Source organism: Arthrobacter sp. D1-17 (assembly GCF_054130535.1).
In genome coordinates this window covers 1,537,928-1,559,502 of the sequence record NZ_CP096382.1, presented here as the reverse complement: position 1 = coordinate 1,559,502, position 21,575 = coordinate 1,537,928, and the positions used below count along the sequence as shown (strand labels likewise).

At 64.4% G+C, this 21,575-nt stretch carries 20 protein-coding genes; 1 reads left to right on the top strand and 19 read right to left on the bottom strand.

What is annotated here, in order from left to right; translation table 11 throughout:
• Positions 1–53: 53 nt before the first annotated feature.
• The 9 genes from M1E01_RS07270 to M1E01_RS07230 all read right to left on the bottom strand — a co-directional run bounded on the left by M1E01_RS07270 (position 54) and on the right by M1E01_RS07230 (position 7,420).
• Positions 54–944, bottom strand: a complete 891-nt coding sequence (locus M1E01_RS07270; RefSeq protein ID WP_457974391.1) for a F0F1 ATP synthase subunit gamma — start codon at positions 942–944, stop codon at positions 54–56.
• A gap of 76 nt (positions 945–1,020) precedes the next feature.
• Positions 1,021–2,658: a F0F1 ATP synthase subunit alpha gene (gene atpA, locus M1E01_RS07265; RefSeq protein WP_457974894.1), complete on the bottom strand. Its 1,638-nt coding sequence runs from the start codon at positions 2,656–2,658 to the stop codon at positions 1,021–1,023.
• Positions 2,659–2,741: 83 nt separating this feature from the next.
• Complete coding sequence (locus tag M1E01_RS07260) at positions 2,742–3,569, bottom strand: F0F1 ATP synthase subunit delta (RefSeq protein WP_457974390.1); 828 nt, start codon at positions 3,567–3,569, stop codon at positions 2,742–2,744.
• On the bottom strand, positions 3,569–4,126 hold the full coding sequence (locus M1E01_RS07255; protein ID WP_457974389.1) for a F0F1 ATP synthase subunit B: 558 nt from the start codon (positions 4,124–4,126) through the stop codon (positions 3,569–3,571). Before M1E01_RS07255 ends, M1E01_RS07260 begins: the two co-directional genes overlap by 1 nt.
• Before the next feature lie 53 nt (positions 4,127–4,179).
• Positions 4,180–4,398: an ATP synthase F0 subunit C gene (atpE, locus tag M1E01_RS07250; RefSeq protein ID WP_457974388.1), complete on the bottom strand. Its 219-nt coding sequence runs from the start codon at positions 4,396–4,398 to the stop codon at positions 4,180–4,182.
• Positions 4,399–4,478: 80 nt separating this feature from the next.
• Positions 4,479–5,279, bottom strand: a complete 801-nt coding sequence (atpB, locus tag M1E01_RS07245) for a F0F1 ATP synthase subunit A (protein ID WP_457974387.1) — start codon at positions 5,277–5,279, stop codon at positions 4,479–4,481.
• Positions 5,280–5,360: 81 nt separating this feature from the next.
• Positions 5,361–5,699 (bottom strand): hypothetical protein, encoded by a 339-nt coding sequence (locus M1E01_RS07240; protein WP_457974386.1) that lies wholly within the window; start codon positions 5,697–5,699, stop codon positions 5,361–5,363.
• Complete coding sequence (locus M1E01_RS07235) at positions 5,692–6,189, bottom strand: hypothetical protein (RefSeq protein WP_457974385.1); 498 nt, start codon at positions 6,187–6,189, stop codon at positions 5,692–5,694. The genes M1E01_RS07240 and M1E01_RS07235 overlap by 8 nt, the downstream gene beginning before the upstream one ends.
• Before the next feature lie 97 nt (positions 6,190–6,286).
• Positions 6,287–7,420 carry an MraY family glycosyltransferase gene (locus tag M1E01_RS07230; protein ID WP_457974384.1) on the bottom strand — a complete coding sequence of 378 codons (1,134 nt, stop codon included), beginning with the start codon at positions 7,418–7,420 and terminating at the stop codon, positions 6,287–6,289.
• A 319-nt stretch (positions 7,421–7,739) separates the two neighbouring features.
• Between M1E01_RS07230 and M1E01_RS07225 the strand changes: the two genes are divergently transcribed.
• Positions 7,740–8,636: a glycosyltransferase gene (locus M1E01_RS07225; protein ID WP_457974383.1), complete on the top strand. Its 897-nt coding sequence runs from the start codon at positions 7,740–7,742 to the stop codon at positions 8,634–8,636.
• Here M1E01_RS07225 and M1E01_RS07220 read toward each other — a convergent pair.
• The 10 genes from M1E01_RS07220 to argS all read right to left on the bottom strand — a co-directional run bounded on the left by M1E01_RS07220 (position 8,633) and on the right by argS (position 21,508).
• Positions 8,633–9,394, bottom strand: a complete 762-nt coding sequence (locus tag M1E01_RS07220; protein WP_457974382.1) for a WecB/TagA/CpsF family glycosyltransferase — start codon at positions 9,392–9,394, stop codon at positions 8,633–8,635. The genes M1E01_RS07225 and M1E01_RS07220 overlap by 4 nt on opposite strands.
• Positions 9,391–10,131 (bottom strand): L-threonylcarbamoyladenylate synthase, encoded by a 741-nt coding sequence (locus M1E01_RS07215; RefSeq protein WP_457974381.1) that lies wholly within the window; start codon positions 10,129–10,131, stop codon positions 9,391–9,393. Before M1E01_RS07215 ends, M1E01_RS07220 begins: the two co-directional genes overlap by 4 nt.
• A 15-nt stretch (positions 10,132–10,146) precedes the next feature.
• A complete protein-coding gene (gene prmC, locus M1E01_RS07210; RefSeq protein ID WP_457974380.1) occupies positions 10,147–11,076 on the bottom strand; it encodes a peptide chain release factor N(5)-glutamine methyltransferase in 930 nt (309 codons plus the stop codon).
• 16 nt (positions 11,077–11,092) lie between these two features.
• Positions 11,093–12,166, bottom strand: a complete 1,074-nt coding sequence (gene prfA, locus M1E01_RS07205) for a peptide chain release factor 1 (RefSeq protein WP_457974379.1) — start codon at positions 12,164–12,166, stop codon at positions 11,093–11,095.
• Positions 12,167–12,395: 229 nt separating this feature from the next.
• Positions 12,396–14,522, bottom strand: coding sequence for a transcription termination factor Rho (gene rho / locus M1E01_RS07200; protein ID WP_457974378.1), 2,127 nt, complete (start codon positions 14,520–14,522; stop codon positions 12,396–12,398).
• 433 nt (positions 14,523–14,955) lie between these two features.
• On the bottom strand, positions 14,956–15,930 hold the full coding sequence (gene thrB / locus M1E01_RS07195) for a homoserine kinase (RefSeq protein WP_457974377.1): 975 nt from the start codon (positions 15,928–15,930) through the stop codon (positions 14,956–14,958).
• A 2-nt stretch (positions 15,931–15,932) separates the two neighbouring features.
• Complete coding sequence (gene thrC, locus M1E01_RS07190; RefSeq protein ID WP_457974376.1) at positions 15,933–17,039, bottom strand: threonine synthase; 1,107 nt, start codon at positions 17,037–17,039, stop codon at positions 15,933–15,935.
• Positions 17,040–18,356: a homoserine dehydrogenase gene (locus tag M1E01_RS07185; protein ID WP_457974375.1), complete on the bottom strand. Its 1,317-nt coding sequence runs from the start codon at positions 18,354–18,356 to the stop codon at positions 17,040–17,042.
• A complete protein-coding gene (locus M1E01_RS07180; RefSeq protein WP_457974374.1) occupies positions 18,357–19,853 on the bottom strand; it encodes a diaminopimelate decarboxylase family protein in 1,497 nt (498 codons plus the stop codon).
• A gap of 5 nt (positions 19,854–19,858) precedes the next feature.
• Positions 19,859–21,508 (bottom strand): arginine--tRNA ligase, encoded by a 1,650-nt coding sequence (argS, locus tag M1E01_RS07175; RefSeq protein ID WP_457974373.1) that lies wholly within the window; start codon positions 21,506–21,508, stop codon positions 19,859–19,861.
• Positions 21,509–21,575 lie beyond the last annotated feature (67 nt).

The window sequence follows — 21,575 nt, the reverse complement described above, 5'->3', positions numbered from 1 at the left end:
GGCGTGGTTAAGTTTATGTTCTGGTGCAGGACCGGCTGGCCCGAACGGGATGGCTACGACGCGAGGGCGTCGGCACCGGCCACGATTTCGGACAGCTCCTGCGTAATTTCCGCCTGGCGGGCGGTGTTGCGCAAACGCGTGTACTTCTTGATGAGATCCGTGGCGTTGTCTCCGGCGGACTTCATCGCCCGCTGACGTGCGGCAAGCTCCGAAGCTGCTGCCTGCAACATGGCTGCGAAGATCCGTGACTCGATGTACCGCGGCAGCAGAGCATCGAGAACCTGCTCCGACTCCGGCTCGAACTCGTACAAGGGCAGCAGCTCCGACTCGGAAGCAGGCTGCTCATCCACAACTTCAAGCGGAAGAAGACGGATGACCGTCGGCTCCTGGGTCACCATGGACTTGAAGCGGGTGTACACGACGTGGATCTCATCCACGCCGCCCTCTTCGTAGTCTGTTGCGAAATCCTCGAGCAGCTTGTGCCCGATTTCCTGGGCGGTGGCAAACTCCGGTGCGTCGGTTCCGCCAGTCCAGACTCCTCCGTAAGACCGGCCCCGGAAGTCGAAGTAAGCCTGTGCCTTGCGGCCAACCAGGTACGTCTTGACTTCCTTGCCTTCTGCACGGAGCAGCTCGTTGAGGCCTTCGGCCTGCTTGAGCACACTGGCCGAGTAAGACCCAGCCAGTCCACGGTCCGAGGTGATCACCAGCACTGCCGCCCGACGGATCTGCTCCGGCTCGGTGGTCAGCGGGTGGTCGATTTCGCTCTGGCTAGCAACGGCAGAAACGGCGCGGGTAATCGCGTTCGCGTAAGGCAGTGAAGCCGCTACGCGTGCGCGGGCCTTGCCGATGCGCGAGGTAGCGATCAGTTCCATCGCCTTGAAGATCTTGCGCATCGACGTCGTCGAGGCGATCTTCTGGCGGTAGACCCGAATCTGGGCTCCCATACTTATCCTTTCCTAAGATCCCGATGGCCGGGACTGCCGGAACCCCGTAGGGTCCCGGCAGTCCCTGCCAGCGAAACTAGCGCTTCTGCCTGACGATTTTTTCCTGGTCGACCTGACCCTCGGAGATGGGCTCATGCTCCTCGTGGCCGGCACCTACCAGGTGGTTGTCGCCTTCGCCGAAGAAGCCCTTCTTGAAGTCAACGATCGCGTTCTTCAGCGCTGCTGCAGTGTCATCGTCCAGAACGTTGGTCTGCGCCAGCGTGGTCAGGATCGAGGACTTGTGCTTCAGGTGCTCCAGGAACTCGGTTTCGAAGCGGCTGATGTCCTCAACGGGAACATCGTCCAGGTGGCCCTGGGTACCAGCCCAGATGGACACAACCTGGTCCTCAACCGGGAACGGCGAGTACTGGCCCTGCTTCAGCAGCTCCATGAGGCGCGCGCCACGGGTCAGCTGCTGGCGGGATGCGGCATCGAGGTCCGAAGCGAACATCGCAAACGCCTGCATGTCGCGGTACTGCGCGAGGTCCAGCTTCAAGGTGCCGGAGACCTTCTTCATCGACTTCACCTGTGCGGCACCGCCAACGCGGGACACAGAGACACCCACGTCAACAGCAGGTCGCTGGTTTGCGTTGAAGAGGTCCGACTGCAGGAAGATCTGGCCGTCGGTGATGGAGATGACGTTGGTCGGGATGTAGGCGGAAACATCGTTCGCCTTGGTCTCGATCAGCGGCAAACCGGTCATCGAGCCGGCACCGAGCTCGTCCGAGAGCTTGGCACAACGCTCCAGGAGGCGGGAGTGCAGGTAGAAGACGTCACCCGGGTAGGCTTCGCGTCCCGGCGGGCGGCGCAGCAGCAGCGACACTGCACGGTAGGCCTCGGCCTGCTTGGAAAGGTCATCGAACACGATGAGGACGTGCTTGCCGCCGTACATCCAGTGCTGGCCAATGGCAGAACCGGCGTAGGGGGCCAGGTATTTGAAGCCCGCGGGGTCGGATGCCGGGGAAGCCACAATCGTGGTGTACTCCAGCGCGCCGTTGTCTTCCAGCGTCTGGCGGATGGCCGCGATGGTGGAAGCCTTCTGGCCGATTGCTACGTACACGCAGCGGACCTGCTTGGTCACGTCTCCGGAAGCCCAGTTGGCCTTCTGGTTGATGATGGTGTCGATGGCGATGGCCGACTTGCCGGTCTGGCGGTCGCCAATGATCAGCTGCCGCTGGCCGCGGCCGATCGGAATCATGGCGTCGATGGCCTTGAGGCCTGTCTGCATCGGCTCGTGCACAGACTTGCGCTGCGTTACGCCGGGAGCCTGCAGCTCCAGCGCGCGGGTGGCTTCGGCCTTGATCTCGCCAAGGTCATCGATGGGCACGCCCAGCGGGTCCACGACACGGCCGAGGAAGGCGTCACCGACGGGTACGGACAGGACCTGTCCGGTGCGGTGGACTTCCTGGCCTTCTTCGATGCCCGTGAAGTCACCGAGGACGATGACACCGATCTCGCGGACGTCGAGGTTCTGGGCGAGGCCCAGGGTGCCGTCTTCGAAGCGAAGCAGCTCGTTCGCCATGACCGAGGGAAGGCCCTCAACACGGGCGATGCCATCACTTGCGGTGGTAACGCGGCCGACCTCTACGCGCTCTGCGTTTCCGGGTTCGTAGGACGCCGCGAACTCGTTCAACGCATCACGGACGTCGTCGGCGTTGATGGTCAATTCGGCCATCTGCAGTCCCTGCTCTCCTGTTTTCGTGATCATCGTTGCTCACGATGACCGGGGTTTCTATCAGTTAGGTTGTGCTTGTCCGGCTAGCCGGCCAGTTGGCGTTGCAGCTCGCCCAGGCGGGTGAGTACAGAAGCGTCGAGCACTTCGTCACCCACCTGCACGCGGATTCCGCCGATCAGCAGAGGATCAAGTTTGACGTTGATCTTCAGCTCACGCCCGTAAAGGGAGTTGAGCCCGGCCTGCAGGCGGCTGAGCTGCGCGTCAGTCAGGGGACGTGCCACAGTGACCGTTGCAATCCAGCGCTGCTGGCGCTTGGCGGCAAGCTCAGCGAAACGTGCAACCAGCCGGGTTGCTTTGATCCCGCGGGGCTGTGCCACGGCCTGCCCGATAAGGACTTTGGCTTCCTCGCTTGCGCCAGGAACCAGCCTTTCGGCCAGGGTGATCTTTGCTGCAGCACTGGCCTGCGGCTCAGACAAAGCACGCTGCACCTCGTGGCTGGAGGCCACGGCCTGGTTGAACGAGAACAGGTCGTTCTCGAGTGCTTCCAGTCCGGAAATGCCGGAGGCAGAAACGGCCGACTTGTTTTCAGCAACAGCGATGACCACCGTTGCGGCAAGCGTCTCGAGTGCATCGCCGATGTCCCGCGCCGATGCCCAGCGTGAGCTGGCCAGTCCGGCTGCGATCTCCGCTGCCTCGGTGGAGACTTGTCCACTGAACAGTTGCCTGATCAGCGCTGACTTTTCCTCGCCGCTTCGGGACGGGTCCGTCAGGGCGCGGCGCAGCCCTGCGGAGCTGTCCACCGTTCCCAGGATTCCGAAGAGTTCCCTTGCCAACTGCAGCGATGCAAAGGGAAGCTTGGCTTCAAGCTCGGTCAGCGCCTTGGTCAGCGATTCGCTCGATACACCTGCCATTACTTCGCTACACCCGCGTTCTGGTTCTCCAGCTCAGCCAGGAAGCGGTCAACAACACGTGCCGCACGCTGGTCGTCGTCCAGCGACTCGCCGACGATGCGGCCAGCCAGTGTGGTGGCCAGGGTGCCCACCTCGGAACGCAGGGACACAACGGCCGCCTGGCGCTCGGACTCAATCTGGGCGTGTGCCTGCGCCGTGATGCGCGCAGACTCGGCCGCAGCCTTCTCCTTCAGCTCCGCAAGGATCTGGGCGCCTTCGGCACGGGCCTCCTCGCGGATGCGGTTGGCCTCTGCACGTGCGTCGGTGAGCTGCTGCCTGTACTCTTCGAGTGCTGCAGAAGCCTCGGCCTGGGCTTTCTCAGCCTTGGCGATGCCGCCTTCGATGGCCTCAGCACGCTCTGCAAACGTCTTCTCGAACATCGGGACAACGAACTTGACCACGATGAAAAAGAGGACAGCAAAGCCGGCGAGGACGACGCCCATTTCCCAAAGGTTGGGAACGAGCGGGTTCGCCGCCGCGGCGCCTTCAGTGGCGGCTGAGATGATCAGCTGATTCATATTTCACCCGTCCTTATCTACTCGGTTCTGAATGTTCGCTAAGTTCCGAAGGACTAGCTAAGAACGAAGGCGAAGACCAGACCAAGGATGGCGAGGGCTTCAGTCAGCGCAAGGCCGAGGAATGCGATCGGCTGCAGGACGCGCTGGGCTTCCGGCTGACGTGCAACGCCGTTGATGTAGGCAGCGAACACGAGACCCACACCGACACCACCGCCGATGGCGGAGAGGCCGTAGCCGATGAGGTTGAGAGAGCCGTTGATGGAGCCTTCCATTTTTCTTCCTTTCAAGATGCCAACTCTGTGGCAGGTTGTTTGGGTTGCTTCATCCCCGCAAGGGGGAAGTTTTAGGGTGCCTAGTGGCTGTCGGCGTGAAGTGCGCCTTCGATGTAGATAGCCGTCAGCAGGGTGAAGACGTAGGCCTGCAGCGCCATGATCAGCGCTTCGAGCATGTACATGGCGATCGCGCCTGCAAGGACCAGAACCGAGGTGCCCTTCAGCAGGACGTTTTCCTGCATGACCAGGAACTCGATACCCGAGCCGGCGATCATGACGATCAGGTGGCCTGCCAGCATGGTGGCGAACAGACGGAGGCTGTGCGTGACAGGACGGACCAGGAAGTTCGAGATGATCTCGATCGGAATGACGATGGGCAGGATGTAGACCGGAACGCCGGACGGCACGGTGGCGAGCTTGAAGTACTTCAGCCCGTTCTTCTTGATGCCGATGCCAATCCAGGTGACATACACGATGGCTGCCAGGACGTACGCACCGCCGACGTGGGAGAAGCTCGGAAGCTGGATCAGCGGGATCGCGCCGTAGATGTTGTTCACCAGGATGAAGAAGAACAGGGTGAACAACAGCGGGACGTACTTCATGAAGTCGCGGCCGCCAATGATGTCCTTGGCGATGCTGTTACGGACGAAGCCGTAGGCCATTTCGCCGGCGAACTGGAGCTTGCCAGGGACCATCTGCTGCTTCCGCGCAGCGAGCATAAAGAAGGTAGCGATAATGACGACGGACAGGATTACCAGCAGCATCTGCTTGGAGAATCCGTCACTCGCACCGAACGGCAGGATCGCCGGCAGGTGCATTTCTTCAATTCCGGGAGGCGTGAAGCCTCCTGAATTTTGGGCCGGGAGCGCAAGCGCGATCAACGCGTTTCCTCTCTGCAGTGTCCATCGTTGGGCGTTGGTCGGGTTCCGGCGTGATTCATGCTCGCCCTCCCCCTCGTAAAATTATTTGGCATTACTGTCTCCGTCCTCGGACGGTCCGCTGGCTGCATCATTCCCGTCAGCCGATTTTCGCGAACTGGTGAGGCCGTGCATATGGGATAGATAGAACCCTCCCGCAGCTCCAAGCAGAGCGCCTGCGAGCACGATCCAGCGGGTTCCCCACAGGTAATCCAGTCCCCACCCTATCAAACTCCAGACGATGATTCCGCCAATAATGTAGCTGAATACGGCGATGCCGGCGTTGTAACCGCCGTCACCCCGTACGTCCGATTCGCCGGCAGTACGGGCCCGTTTGGCGGCGTCGTCGCCAGGAGTATTTTCGGAGTGGTTTCGCTCAGACATCCGTGGTGCCCCTCTCGCTCCGAGGGCTGGGCTCGGGGTCGTTATAGATCTGCAGCCGGGCCTTGCCGAAACCGTAGATTTCGGCAGCCTGCCAGAACACCACGGAGACAACGGCCCCAATGAGGAACCATCGTTCATGGAGCCAGGCCGGTTCACCAAGCACAAACAGCACGACTGCAAACCCGATGACCTTGACGACATATGTCGCCAGAAAAAGGCCAATGGCCCCCGAGGGGTTGCTTCGGCCGACGAAGTGGCCGATCAGGAGGCTGATGGCAAAGAACACCATCACCAGCAATCCGCCGAAGGCAGTCGAAAAAGCTCCCGCCCAGCCGTTGAGGACCAGGGCCAGAACGCCGGTCAGCAGCAGGGCCGCTGTGGCTGCTGCGGAACTGAGCCCCAGCAGGCCAAGCCACAGTGACTCCCGGGGCCCGGATGCGCCAACGGATCCGTTGCCGGACACAGGTCCGGGGCCGGCGTCGGAGGTCATGCGATCCCAATCGTCGAAGGTGGGGCGGAGGATTTTGGTGCAGGACACACCTGCACCTGAATTCTACATGAGATAGAAATTTCCAGGAAACCGCTGCCTAGCCTGCCGCATCGGCACTGGGGCCGGGGGTGTCAGCACTGCGGCGGCTCAAATACGGCCATGCGGTGAGAAGTCCCATGGCGAGTGTCGCCATCAGGTCCACGGCCAGCACGATCTGCCACGGATAGACGGCAAAGGCCAGCCCGCCGAAGGACAATACTGCCGTCCACATGTACATGAGCATCACCGCGGTGCGGTGTGAGTAACCGATATCCATGAGCTTGTGGTGCAGGTGGCCGCGGTCGGCAGACCATGGAGAACGGCCGACGGCGGTGCGTCGCACCACCGCGAGGCACAGATCCAGGAGCGGAAGAAAGAGAACTGCAAAAGGCAGCACGATGGGGATGATGGTGGGGATACCGTTTACCCGGTCATAAAGCCCGGAGGTGATCTGGCCGGTGGAAACCACACCGGCGGAGGCCATGAGCAGCCCAATCAGCATGGCGCCGGAATCACCCATGAATATTTTGGAGGGGAACCAGTTGTGCGGCAGGAAACCCAGGCAACTGCCCACCAGAATGGCGGTGAGCAGGGTAGCGAGGTCTGAGCGGTCCAGCAGCACTGCTGTCCGGTGCACCCAGTAGGCAGTGAGGAAGAAGGCGGCACCGCCAATGATCGCTACGCCCGCGGCCAGTCCATCCAGGCCGTCAATAAAGTTGAACGCGTTCATCGTGGTCACGATGAGTACCGCAGTGAGGGTGATGTTCACCGGGTCCGAGTCGAAACGGATGGGTTCGGGCACGAACGGAATGATCGTCATCCGGACGCCCCAGATCGCCACGACCAGGGCCGCCGCGCTTTGGCCGATCAGCTTGACCCACCAGCGAAGATCGAGCAGGTCATCCGCCACCCCCACCAGCACAATCACTGCTGCACCGGCCAGCACTCCCCACGGGGCGGAGTTCCCCCGGAAAATGTCCTTCACGAAGAAGGACTGGCTGGCCACCACCAACGCCACAAGCACGCCGGCAAAAATTCCCAGCCCGCCGAGCCGTGAAACCGGGCTTGAGTGCATGTCACGGCTTCGGATCGGGGCGAACAGCTCAAGCCGGTTTCCGACGAGCCGCGCACCCCACGTTGCTGCATAGGAAACCACGGCTGCCGTCAGCATCATGCTCAGGTACATGATCATGGGATCTCCCCCGCTACGCCGATAGGGAGCAGGCCGCCGTGGGCACGCCGCGTATGCATGGCCTGATGGCTGTCACAACGGCGCGGATGCCTGGCCAGGCCGGGCGGACCGTGGGGGACCGAAAGCTGTGGATCTGACGTGCAATAAATGAAACTTCTCCGTCGCCAAGCGCTCAGGCAGGCAGTGCGAAGCCGCCTGACAGGGCTGTATTACAGTGGACTCTAGTCAAGATACTAACGCCAACGGGTATATCGCTTCGCGTCACACGGCCTCATGCCGGCGGGAAACTTGCCGGCGGCCGTGCTGAAAGGATCCCGCAATGTCAGTGTCTGTAGCCGTTGCTGCTGTGACGTTTGACCGCCCCCGTGAGCTCGCTGTTCTGCTCCGCGCCATCAACAGCCAGACGGCCCCTGTCTCCTCGATCTGCCTTGTGGACAGCGGCACCGTGCCGGCCAAGAACGTGGCGGAACAGCACGGCAATGTGGACTATGTCCGCTCGAAAGCCAATCTCGGCGGTGCCGGCGGATTTTCCCTGGCTGTCCTCAAAGCCGTGGCCAGCGGCGCCGACTGGATCTGGATGATGGACGACGACGCGGAACCCGCGGACGCCGAATGCCTGGCCACGCTTGTCCGCGAGGCCGAGTCGCGTGGCCTTGACGCTGTGGTACCGCTCGTGGTTGCGCCCGGCCATCCGGACCGGCTGTCCTTCTTCTTCCGGCTGGACGGCAAGGTAACCCACGACCGCGCTGCCTTGGAAAAGGTGGGATTCCTTCCCCAGGACGGACACTTCTTCAACGGGGCCCTGATCCGCTCGGACGTTTTCTTCAAAGTGGGACTGCCCGACATGCGCCTCTTCATCCGCGGAGACGAGGTGGACTTCACCATCCGGCTCCGCAAGGCGGGCATCCGTTTCGGCACGGTCACAACCGCGGCCATCACCCACCCGCATGCGTTCTCCGAAACCCAGCACGTCTTCGGGGCCCGATGGCACGTCATCGTTCCCGAATCCGCGTTCAAGCGGTATTACTACTACCGCAACCGCGGCTATCTGATCCGGCGCTACTTCCGCGTCAAGTCCCTGACTGCCGACGTCGGCGGCTACCTGGGCTATTTCCTGCGCCGCGGCGATTTCCGGGGCCTGGCCGACTGGTTCAGGGCCTTCTCCACCGGGCTCCGCGGGAAGGGCTTCGGTCCGCTCAAGGACCAGAAGTTCTAACCCCGGGCTGCCCGCAGGCGGCGCCGCAGCAGCAGCGCCAGCAGCACCCACGGCTCGCCCAGAACGCGGTACGCCACCCGCCGCGGATGGAGCACCAGTCGCCACGCCCACTCCAGGCCAAGCCGTCCCAGCCAGCGCGGGGCCAGCTTCTGGATACCCGCAATCTGCTCGATTGCACCACCCACCGTGCAGTAGATGGCCGGGGGCAGCGTGCCGAGCCGCCGGCGCAGCACCTCTTCCTGCAGGGGCATTCCCAGCCCCACGAGCACCAGCTGCGGCTGCTGCTCTGCAAGCCAGGCGGCCGCTGCCTCTTCGAGGTCCTCATTCCACCCGTCACCGGGCATCCCGGAGACCGTAGCCCCCGGCACGATGGTCTCCAGTCTTGCCACAGCACGCGCATTTGCCACGGATCCGGCCCCCAGGACCGCAATCCGCTCCAGCCCTTTGACCTGCCCCAGCGCCGGAATCCAGTCGGTGGACCCCAGGCGATAGTCCATGACGGGCGCTGAGTGCTGCTTGCCTCTCCCCCACATCCACAGCACGGGCGCGCCGTCGATCAAAACCACGTCACTGTCCTCGTAGAACTTCCGGAACTCCGGTTCTGCGTGAAAGAGGGTGACGCTGTGAAGATTGTGCCCGACAACGGTCCGCGTGGTTCCGTCGGCGATGAAAGCGCTGAGCACCCCCGTAAGTCCCGCGACGTCCAGCGGAGTGGCGTCCACATCCAGGAGAGGCACGGCCTGCCGCTGGAGCATCATTCGGCGCCGGACACTTTGTCGTCCGCGGATTCACCGGCTGCAGGCCCGCTGGTGGAAGTGTCCATTCCGGCGGCGTTGCCGTCGGTGTCCAGCAGGCCTGGAACCACTTCGCGGAGCCGCTCAAGGCTGACCGCACCCTGCCGCACAACGCGCAGGGGCAGGGACGTGGCATCGACGATCGTCGAGGGCACTGCGTCGGCGCCTTCAGCGGGGCGGAAGCCGTCTTCCAGGTACACCTCAACGGATTCGGCGAGCTGGTCGCGGGCCTCAGCCGCGGTCTGTGCCGCCGGCTGGCCTGTCCTGTTTGCTGAGGAAACCGCCAGGGGTCCTGTCAGGGTCAACAGCTCCTGGGCGACCTCATCGGCGGGAATCCGCAGCGCCACCGTGCCCTTGGTGTCGCCAAGGTCCCAGTCAAGTGAGGGCTGGGCGTGCAGGATGAGTGTCAGGCCGCCGGGCCAGAATGCTTCGGCCAACTGGCGTGCCTCGGGAAACACATCTGTGGCCAGGGCGTCCAGGGCATTCAGGCGGGGCATCAGGACGGGCGGCGGCATGGTCCGGCTGCGGCCCTTGGAGGCGAGCAGCATCGTGACGGCCTGCGGCGAGAATGCGTCTGCGGCGATCCCATAAACGGTGTCCGTAGGGAACACCACGCATTTCTTTTCGAGAATGGCACGATGGGCGTGGGCCAGCCCTGCGGTGCGCTCATCGTCGGCCATGCAGTTATAGGTAGTGGTCACTGCCTTATTCTTTCATCACTCCGTGGGAGGAACGGCGAGGACGGCGCTGGTTGCGCGTTCTTTGCCGTTGAGGTCCAGATGTGTGGAGATATTCGTCCACCGGCCGGTTCCGGACAGCATGGACACGATCCATGCCGCCTGGACTTCGGCGTGTTCCATCACGAAGTAGCCCCCGGGCACCAGCAGCCGCGCGGCCGATGCCGCTGCCGCCGTCGGAAGTTCCATGCCGTCCGTGCCTCCGCCATAAAGGGCTTCGGGCGGGTCATGCAACGCGACTTCCGGTTCGTTCGGGATGGCCTCGGCCGGGATGTACGGCGGATTGGAAACGACGACGTCAACGGTGCCGTTGAGCTCCGGCAGCGCGTCCCGCAGGTCCCCCCGTATGAGACTGACCCCGAGGGGCTGCAGGTTTATGGCTGCCCAGGCGTGTGCGAATTCGCTGAACTCCACGGCGTGCACCTCGGCTTCCGGCATCTCATGCGCGACGGAGCCGGCGATGGCCCCGGAACCGGTACCGAGATCCACTACTCTGGGACGGCGCACCCCGGACGCGACGAGTTGCTCGAGCCGGTCGATCACCAGCTGTACAACCGACTCTGTCTCCGGCCGGGGAATGAAGACCCCGGGACCCACTGCCAGCTGAAGATACCGGAAGTGCGCGACGCCCGTGATGTGCTGCAGCGGAATGCGGCGGGCGCGCTCGGCCACGAGTTCCGCATAGCCCTCCGGAACCGGCGCGTCGCCCAGCATCATGGCCCGCAGCCGGCCCAGCCCGACCCCCAGCAGGTGCTCGGCAAGCAATTCGGCGTCGACCCTGGGACTCGGAACCCCAGCCTCGGCAAGGATCTGGACGGCCGCCCGCACGGCATCACCGAGGGTGGCACCACCGGGGGTGGCGCCGTCGGGAGTCTGGGCAGGACCGGCCGGAGTGTGCTCGGACGTCATCTGGCGTGAGGTTCGGCTAGTCGCCGATGGCGTCCAGGCGGGCCTGCTCGTCCATCTCGATGGCGGACTGGATGACCGGTTCGAGGTCACCGTTCATGACCTGGTCGAGGTTGTACGCCTTGTAGCCGGTGCGGTGGTCGGCAATCCGGTTTTCCGGGTAATTGTAAGTGCGGATCCGCTCTGAGCGGTCCATGGTGCGGATCTGCGACTTCCGCTGGGCCGAGTTTTCGGCGTCGATCTGTTCCTGCTGGTGGGCGAGGATGCGCGCACGGAGAACGCGCATGCCGGCTTCGCGGTTCTGCAGCTGCGACTTTTCGTTCTGCATGGCCACGACGATTCCGGTGGGAAGGTGCGTGATGCGCACCGCGGAGTCGGTGGTGTTCACCGACTGGCCGCCGGGGCCCGAGGACCGGTATACGTCGATCTTCAGGTCGTTCTGGTTGATCTCGAGCTCTTCCGGCTCGTCCACCTCGGGAAGGACCAGCACGCCTGCCGCCGACGTGTGAATGCGTCCCTGTGACTCCGTGACGGGAACGCGCTGCACCCGGTGCACGCCGCCCTCGAACTTCAGCCGCGCATAGACGCCCTCGGCAGGATCGTTCGAATTGCCCTTGACGGCCATCTGGACGTCCTTGTAGCCGCCCAGGTCCGATTCAGTGGCGGAAATGAGCTCGGTCTTCCAGCCGCGGGACTCCGCATAACGGGTGTACATGCGCAGCAGGTCGCCGGCAAACAGGGCAGCTTCGTCGCCGCCTTCGCCACCCTTGACCTCAAGGATCACATTGCGGGCATCATCCGGATCGCGCGGAATGAGGAGCCGCCGCAACTTGGCCGCGGCCGTCTCCAAGGCAGCCTCCAGCTCAGGAACCTCAGCAGCAAACTCAGGGTCCTCGGCAGCCATCTCCTTGGCAGCCGCCAGGTCATCCCGAATCCCCTCCCACTTGTGGTAGGCCTCCACGATGCCGTTAAGCTGGGCCGACCGCCGCCCCAGCTTCCGCGCCAGCTTCTGGTCAGCATAAACAGCCGGATCCCCCAGCTGCGCCTGAATAGCATCATGCTCATCAAGCAGGCCCTGTACGGACTCAAACATTTTCAAAACCTTTCGTTCTGCACCTAGTTTAATCAGGCGCAAAATCTGCGCGCCCCGGTGAGCGAGCCACGCGACTGCCGTGCGGATGTTCCGCCCCGGGAGTGGCATCGGGCCTGTCGTAGCGTTGCAGCTGACGTACACAGTACGTCAGCTGCAACGCTAAGGGGCGGGGCGGAACATCCGCGCGGCAACCACCGCACGAACGCACCAGCGCCCGCCCCTAACTCAGCTACTTGTCGTTGTCCGACTTTGCGCCAAGCGTCGTCTTCTGAACCTGCATGAGGAACTCGACGTTGCTTTGCGTTTCGCGGATCTTGTTGGTCAGCAGTTCAAGGCTCTGCTGCGTTTCGAGTCCGGAGAGGACGCGGCGCAGCTTCCACATGATCTTGACCTCTTCAGGCGACAGGAGGTTCTCTTCACGGCGGGTGCCGGACGCGTTGACGTCGACAGCCGGGAAGATGCGCTTGTCCGCGAGCTGGCGGGACAGGCGGAGCTCCATGTTGCCGGTGCCCTTGAACTCTTCGAAGATGACCTCGTCCATCTTGGAACCGGTCTCGACGAGTGCGGTGGCCAGGATGGTCAGCGAGCCGCCGTTTTCGATGTTGCGTGCTGCACCGAAGAACCGCTTGGGCGGGTACAGGGCTGCGGAGTCGACACCACCGGAGAGGATGCGGCCGGAGGCCGGCGCTGCCAGGTTGTAGGCGCGGCCGAGGCGGGTCATGGAGTCGAGAAGAACCACCACGTCCATACCCATTTCCACGAGGCGCTTGGCGCGTTCGATGGAGAGCTCGGCAACGGTGGTGTGGTCGTCGGCGGGACGGTCAAAGGTGGAGGCAATGACCTCGCCCTTGACCGTGCGCTGCATGTCCGTGACTTCTTCGGGCCGTTCGTCAACGAGCACCATCATGAGGTGGACCTCAGGATTGTTGGTGGTGATGGCGTTGGCGATGGACTGCAGGATGAGTGTCTTGCCTGCCTTCGGCGGTGAGACGATCAGGCCGCGCTGGCCCTTGCCGATGGGGGCCACCAAGTCAATGACGCGGGGGCCGATCTTCTTGGGGTCCGTTTCGAGGCGCAGGCGCTCGGACGGGTACAGCGGAACCAGCTTGGCGAACTCGACGCGGTCCTTCAGCTCTTCCGACGTCTTGCCGTTCACGGACGTGACGCGGACCAGGGCGTTGAACTTCTGGCGGGCGGACTGCTGGCCGCGGTCTTCGCCGTCGCGCGGTGCGCGGATGGCGCCGACGACGGCGTCACCCTTGCGCAGGTTGTACTTCTTGACTTGCGCAAGCGAGACGTAGACATCGTTCGGGCCCGGCAGGTAACCGGACGTGCGGATGAAGGCGTAGTTTTCGAGAACGTCGAGAATGCCTGCGACGGGCAGCAGCACGTCGTCGTCAGTCACCTCAATATCGTCAACGTCCGGCCCCTGGCTGCGTCCGCGGCGGCGGTCATTGCGGTCGCGGAAGCGGTCGTTGCGGGCGTTGGCGTCCCGGCCGTCACGGCTGTCGGAACGCTCGTTGCGGTCGCGGCGGTTCCGGCGGTTGCGGCGGCTGCCGCCCTCGGTGTCGTCGTCGCGGTTGTCCTCGCGGCGGTTGTCGCGGCCCCCGGCGCTTTCGGAGTCACGGCCGCCGCGGGTGCGGCCGCCTTCCCGGCGGTCGGTGCGCTGTCCGGCTTCAACAGTGTCGGCACCCTGCTCGCGGGTTTCGGCACCGCGCGTTTCAGCACCGCGGGTTTCGGCAGCGCGGGTTTCGACGCCGGCCACTTCGGCCGGAGCTTCGGCGGGGGCAGCTTCCGGAGCCGTTGCGGCAGCTTCGCTGCGGCGGCGGTTCCGGGTACGCGGCTGGCGGCGTTCACCGGCGCCTTCACCGGCACCGGGCTCGGATACTTCCGCTGCCACCTCGGCACGCGGGGCTTCGACGGCGGCCGGCTGGGAGGCTGCCTCGACGGCCGGTTCCGCGGCGGGAGTGGAGATAACGCCGTCGCTGACGGCGCGGCGGCTGCGGCCACGGCCACGGGTGCGCGGGGCTTCCTGAGCCGGCGCCTCAGTGGTTTCTGCAGGGGCTGCCGGAGCCGCTGCGCCGGCGGCAGCGGCACTGGTGTCGGCTGCCTTTTCAGCAGTGCGGGCCGGAGCCTTGCTGGCCGTAGTACCTGCGCGATGGGCCGAAATGGCCGCTACAAGGTCTCCCTTGCGCATGCGCGATCCGCCTGAGATTCCGAGCTGGCTGGCAAGTGCCTGCAGCTGGGCGAGCTTCAGGCCGGCGAGGCCGCTGCTCTTGGCGGGTGCTTCCGTCAACGATCCGGAAGCAGAAGATGATGTGTCCACAGCTGGCAACAGCTCAGTGGTTTCGGTCACGAAGGATCCTTCCCCCTCGACGGCGTCCAGACTGGGAGCTGGACGCGATGATTTGATCTGGGCTGCAGGTTCAGATCTGCAGCCGGGATGTCGACCTTGCCGGATGGAATTCGCGGCAGGGCCGGATACTGATCACCTTCAATGTCCCGCAGTGCGGGCGGGGCATCGGACTGACGGTTCAGGGAACAGAAAACTCTCTGTGGGCCCTGGATCAGGCCAAGGAGGCGGCACCGGAAAATACTGCGCACTGCGAGAACAAAGCAGCAGATCTGCGCAGTTGCGGACCAGGACGGGCAAAAAGCCAATCATCAGGTTCTGTGACTGCACGGTCTCGTGGCTGCAGGGCCTCTCAACTACAGAGTCGCTTTACTGCAAGGACTGCATTGCTGCATAAACTGCGGTGCTGCGTAGACTGCGGTGACTGAATGCGGGTTTACCGCCGGTGCACTCCCACTTTAGCACCTTCAACGTCCACTGCCAGCTTCATCACACGCCAGTTGATGTCCGGTGTGCTTTCCGCCGTAAACGTACCGATGAATTCGAGCACTGCGGCTGCTTCCGCCTCACCGTTCGCCAGCACCAGGACCGTGGGCCCGGCCCCCGAGACGACCGCGGCATGCCCGGCATTGCGCAGGCCCCGGATGAGTCCCGCACTGGGCCGCATCGCCTCTGCCCGGTAGCTTTGGTGAAGGAAGTCCTCCGTGCCGGGCAACAGGAACTCCGGGTTGTTCGTCAGCGCGTGGATCAGCAGCGCCGCGCGGCCGGAGTTCATGGCAGCGGCATGATGTCCCACGGAAGCCGGCAGCAATGCCCGCGCCGCTTCCGTTGACAGCTCGTAATCCGGGACCGCAACGACAGGGATCACGGCTGCATCCACGGTGGCACACGTACTGCTGTACTGGTCACTGTCCTGCCAGGACAGCGCCAGACCGCCAAATATGGCCGGAGCGACGTTGTCCGGATGCCCTTCGATTTCGCTGGTCAGCTGCAGGATCCATTCCCGGTCCTGCTGCTCCCCTGCGGGAAGCAGGGCGTTGGCGGCTGTGACTGCAGCCACGACGGCGGAGGCCGAAGAACCCAGTCCGCGGCCGTGTGGAGCGACGTTGTCCGCAGTGATCTTCAGTCCGTTATGCCGGTAACCAAGGCGTCCAAATGCCGCATCCATCGCCCGGACCACGAGGTGGCTGGCATCCCGGGGCAGGGAGTCGGCCCCTTCACCGCTCAGCTCGAAGACGAGCTCGCCACTGTCCAGGCTCTCCACCGTGAGGGTGTCGTGCAGTGTCAGTGCCAGCCCGAGGCTGTCGTAGCCCGGCCCAAGGTTGGCGCTCGTGGCGGGCACCCGGACAGTGACCTGCTGGCCGGCCTGGATGGCGGGCAGCTGGGCGGTTTGCGGCAACGTGGTTTCCACTGCTATTTGTCTTCCAGTCCCAGCTCTGCGGCTACCGTGACGACGTCGTTGGACACCTTAACGGGCTGCACGTCACTGCCGTCCTCGGTCCGCAAGGCCCACTGGGGATCCTTCAATCCGTGGCCGGTGACGGTGATGACAATGGTCTTGCCCGACGGAACTTCGCCTGCAGCGTGCTTTTTGAGCAGGCCCGCCACGCCGGCGGCGGAACCGGGCTCCACGAAGACGCCTTCCTTGGAGGAGAGCCAGCGGTGGGCTGCCAGGATTTCGTCATCCGTCACGGCGTCGATGAAGCCGCCGGACTCGTCGCGGGCGGCGATGGCACCGTCCCAGGACGCGGGATTGCCGATGCGGATGGCAGTGGCGATTGTGTCCGGCTCCGTGATGGGGTGGCCGGCCACGAAGGGGGCTGCTCCTGCCGCCTGGAAGCCCCACATCCTGGGGTTCCGGGTGGAAACAGCAGGCAAGGTCCCGGCGGTGGCTGACTCGAAAGGTGCCGAGTACTCCTTGTAGCCCTTCCAGTAAGCCGTGATGTTGCCCGCGTTGCCGACCGGCAGCACGTGGATGTCCGGCGCATCGCCCAGGGCGTCGACGATCTCGAATGCGCCGGTCTTCTGCCCCTGGATGCGGGCAGGGTTGACGGAGTTCACGAGGAAGACCGGGTAGGACTCGCCAAGCTTCCGGGCGATGTCCAGGCAGTTGTCGAAGTTGCCGTCCACCTGCAGGAGCGTGGCACCGTGGGCGATCGCCTGGCTGAGTTTGCCCATGGAGATCTTGCCTTCCGGCACGAGCACTGCGCACTTGAGGCCGGCGGCGGTGGCATAGGCGGCAGCCGACGCGGAGGTGTTACCGGTGGAGGCGCAGACCACGGCCTTGGCTCCGGACTCCACGGCTGCTGTCATGGCCATAGTCATGCCGCGGTCCTTGAAGGATCCCGTGGGGTTCATGCCCTCGACCTTGAGGTATACCGCGGAACCGGTGAGCTCCGACAGCTTCTGCGCGTGCACCAGCGGCGTGCCACCCTCACCGAGGCTGATGACCTTGGTCTTATCGGTGACGGGCAAACGGTCGGCATATTCGCGGATGACCCCGCGCCATTGGTGAGCCACTTAAGCTCCTTCTACCCGCAGTACGGATGTAACGGAATTGATCACGTCGAGGCCCTTGACGGCTTCGACGGTCGCTGCCAGTGCAGCTTCGCTTGCGCGGTGGGTGACAATCCGCAGTTCAGCCGATTCCACGTTGGAGTTGGCATCGCGGTGGATGGTCTGGCGCATGATTTCTATAGACACGCCGTGCTCGGCGAACAGCTGGGCGATCTTCGCCAGGACACCGGGCTGGTCCGCCACGTCCAGGCCGATGTAGTAGCTGGTGGTCGCAGCGGAGATCGGCAGCGCCGGCACGTGGCCGGTCGTCGACTCGATGCGTCCGGGTCCTCCCAGGACGATCCGGCGGGCGGCGGAGACGAGGTCACCCAGCACGGCGGAGGCGGTGGGGGTGCCGCCCGCGCCCTGGCCGTAGAACATCAGTTCGCCGGCATTTTCCGCTTCAACGAAGACAGCGTTGAAGGCGCCGCGGACGGCAGCCAGCGGGTGTTCCCGCGGAAGGAGCGTGGGGTGCACCCGGACAGACACGCCGTCGCCGCCGTCGGCAGCTGTCAGCTGCTCGGCGATGGCGAGCAGCTTGATGACGAAGCCGGCATCCTTGGCTGCGGCGATGTCTGCAGCGGTGACACCCGTAATGCCCTCGCAGTAGACGTTTGCGAGGTCGAACCGTGTGTGGAAGGACAGCGAGGCAAGAATGGCGGCCTTGGCCGCGGCGTCCAGGCCTTCGACGTCGGCGGTGGGATCGGCCTCGGCGTAGCCAAGCCGCTGGGCCTCGGCAAGGGCGTCAGCGAACTGGGCCCCTGTGCTGTCCATCTGGTCCAGGATGAAGTTGGTGGTGCCGTTGACGATTCCCAGGACACGCGTGATGCGGTCACCGGACAGGCTGTCGCGGATGGGGCGCAGGATCGGGATGGCTCCTGCGACGGCGGCTTCGTAGGACAGTTCGACGCCGGCCTTGTCCGCCTCTTCGTAGAGGGTGGGGCCGTCGGCGGCCAGCAGTGCCTTGTTGCCTGTGACAACGCTCGCGCCGTTCTGGATGGCTGTGAGGATCAACGAACGGGCCGGCTCGAGGCCACCCATCAGTTCGATGACCAGGTCGGCGTCCTTGACCAGTGTTTCGGCATCCGTGGTAAACAGTTCGCGCGGCAGGTCCACCTCGCGCTCGGCGTCAAGGTTGCGCACGGCAATGCCGGTGAGCTGCAGGCGGGCACCGGTGCGCGGAGCCAGGGTGTCAGCGTCGTCCACGAGAATCCGCGCTACCTGGGCCCCGACGTTGCCACAGCCCAGCAGGGCTACTTTCAGGGTTCGCAATTCTGTCATTCAGACTCCCATGTCGCGGTTCAGCAAATCTTCTTCGGTTTCCCCGCGGACAATCAGCCGGGGAGATCCGTCGCGCACCGCGATAACGCCCGGCCGGGCCAGATAGTTGTAGTTGCTTGACAGGGCCCAGCAGTAGGCGCCGGTACCCGGTACAGCGAGCAGATCACCGGCTGCCACGTCCTCGGGCAGATATACATCTCTAACAACTATGTCGCCGCTCTCGCAATGTTTGCCCACTACGCGGGACAGCTGCGGCGCGGCACCGGACGTCCGGGAGGCGAGAATGGCGGAATAATCCGCGTCGTAGAGCACCGGACGGGCGTTGTCGCTCATGCCGCCGTCCACCGACACATAGCGCCGGGAATGCGTAACGTTTTCGCCGGCTGTTTCCGTTTCTCCCCCGGTTTCTGCGCCGCCGCCGGACGGGGCGTCAACGCGCACGGTCTTCCGCGTGCCCACCTCGTACAGGGTGAACGTGCTGCTGCCGACAATCGCCCGTCCCGGTTCGATCGAGATCCGCGGCGCGGATATGCCCAGCTCGGCGCACTGTGAACGCACGACGGCGGCCATCGCCTGCGCGATCTCGGCCGGCGGGCGGGGGGTGTCCACCGGAGTGTACGCGATGCCGTACCCGCCTCCGAGATCCAGCTCGGGAAGGCGGATGGAGTACTTCTTCTGCATCTCGGCCAGGAAGCCCAGAAGCTTCACAGCCGCGAGGGCGAAGCCGTCAGGTTCGAAGATCTGTGAGCCGATGTGGCAGTGCAGGCCCAGCAGTTCGATGCTGGCATAGCCCGTGGCGGCGGCGACAGCTTCCTCGGCGGCGGAAAGACCGGCCTGCTCGGTGGAGTCCCCGGCCATGGACAGTCCGAACTTCTGATCCTCATGGGCCGTGGCGATGAATTCATGCGTATGCGCATGGACGCCCGGCGTCAGGCGCAGCATCACCTTGGCTACATCGCCGCGCGCAGACGCAATTTTGGCCACACGCTCGAGCTCGTCCAGGCTGTCAACGACGATCCGGCCAAGCTTCATGTCGAGTGCGCGGCTGATCTCCGCGTCGGACTTGTTGTTGCCGTGCAGGCTGAGGTCAGCGCCGGCGATGCCCGCCCGGGCGGCCACCGCGAGTTCGCCGCCAGAACAGGTGTCCAAGCGCAGGCCCTCTTCGGCCACCCAGCGGGCCACGACTGTGCACAGGAAGGACTTGCCGGCGTAGTAGACGTCCACTCCCCCGCAGATGTCGGCGAAAGCCTCGTCGAAGGCGTTCTTGAAGGAGCGCGCCCGGGCCCGGAAGTCGGTCTCGCTCATGACAAACAGTGGTGTGCCGAACTGTTCCTTCAGCGTGCTGACGGGGATGCCGTCCAAGGCCAGCTCACCGCCGGAGTTTCTTGCAATGCCCACGGCCCACAGGGAATCGTGGAGCGCGTTCAGGTCCTCGGGTACGGCAAGCCATTCCGGCGCCAGCGGTGAAGCGGCTGTCATGGGAGCATCTGCGGTCATTTGGTTCACATCCGTTCCGGCGCCGATACGCCGAGCAGGTCCAGTCCGTTGGCAAGCACCTGGCTCGTGGCATCGTTGAGCCACAGGCGGGTGCGGTTGAGGTCGGTGACGGCTTCCTCGCCCAGCGGGGCGATGCGGCAGGCGTCATACCAGCGGTGGTACGCCCCGGCGATGACCTCAAGGTGGCGGGCCACCCGGTGGGGTTCCCTCAGCTCCGCTGCCTTGGCAACAATGGAGGGGTAGCTGCCCAGGTGGGACAGCAGCTCGTTCTCGGTAGCGTGGTGCAGCAGCGACGCGTCGAAGGCGCTGCGGTCCACACCGGCCGCCACGGCATTGCGTGCCGCACCGCGGGACCGGGCATGTGCGTACTGCACGTAAAACACGGGGTTTTCGTTGCTGTGCTTCTTAAGCAGCTCGGGATCCAGCGTGAGCGGGGAATCCGCCGGGAACCGCGCCAGTGAGTACCGTACGGCGTCCTTGCCAAGCCAGGAGATCAGGTCCTTGAGCTCAATGATGTTGCCGGCGCGCTTGGACAGCTTGGCGCCATTGACCGAGACGAGCTGGCCGATCAGTACCTCGATGTTGACCTCGGGATCGTCGCCGGCAGCGGCTGCGATGGCCTTGAGCCGGTGGATGTAGCCGTGGTGGTCGGCGCCGAGCAGGTAGATCTTCTCCGTGTAGCCCCGGTCCTTCTTGGACAGGTAGTAGGCAGCGTCGGCGGCGAAGTACGTGGGCTCGCCGTTCGCGCGGATCATGACGCGATCCTTGTCGTCGCCAAAATCGGTGGTCCGGAGCCAGACGGCGCCGCCGTCGTCGAACACGTGGCCCTGTTCGCGGAGGCGGGCGACAGCACTTTCGATGGCACCGGCGTCGTGCAGTTCCTGTTCGGAGAAGAAGACGTCGAAGGAAACGCCGAAGTCCGCAAGCGTATCCTTGATGTCCTTCATCTGCGCCTCGTACGCGGCAGCCCGGATGACGGGAAGCGCCGCTACATCAGTGAGCTCGCGGATGTCCGGGTGCTGGCTCAGCACCTCGTGGCCGAGGTCGCGGATGTACTCGCCCGGGTAGCCGCCTTCAGGCACGTCGCGTCCATGCAGCCGGGCCAGCACGGAGTGGGCAAACACGTTCATCTGCGAGCCGGCGTCATTGATGTAGTACTCCGCGGTGACGTCCGCGCCGGAGGCCCGCAGCACGCGCGCGATCGAATCCCCCAGTGCAGCCCACCGCGTGTGGCCGATGTGGAGCGGCCCGGTGGGGTTGGCCGACACAAATTCCATGTTGACCTTGTGGCCGGCGAGCGCCGAGTTGGTGCCGTATTCCGGCCCGGCTTCCACGATGGCTTTCGCGAGTGCACCTGCCGCGGCCGCATCCACCGTGATGTTCAGGAAGCCCGGGCCGGCAATCTCGACTCCCGCCACACCGTAAATCTCCTTCAGCCGGGCGCTGAGGATGGTGGCGAACTCCCGGGGGTTGGTACCGGCCTTCTTCGCCAGCTGCAAGGCGATATTCGTTGCCCAGTCGCCGTGCTCCCGGTTCTTAGGACGCTCGACCAGGACGGCCTCGGGGACGGCCGCCTCGGACAAGGCGATTTCGCCCGCGGCAACGGCATCTTTCAGGCAGGCGGATATGGCCAGGGAAAGTTCTTCGGGAGTCACATTCCTAGCCTACCGGGGGCCCTGCCCTGTCGCGGAATCTGAAAGAAGGCGCACGGGCCCCGACGGC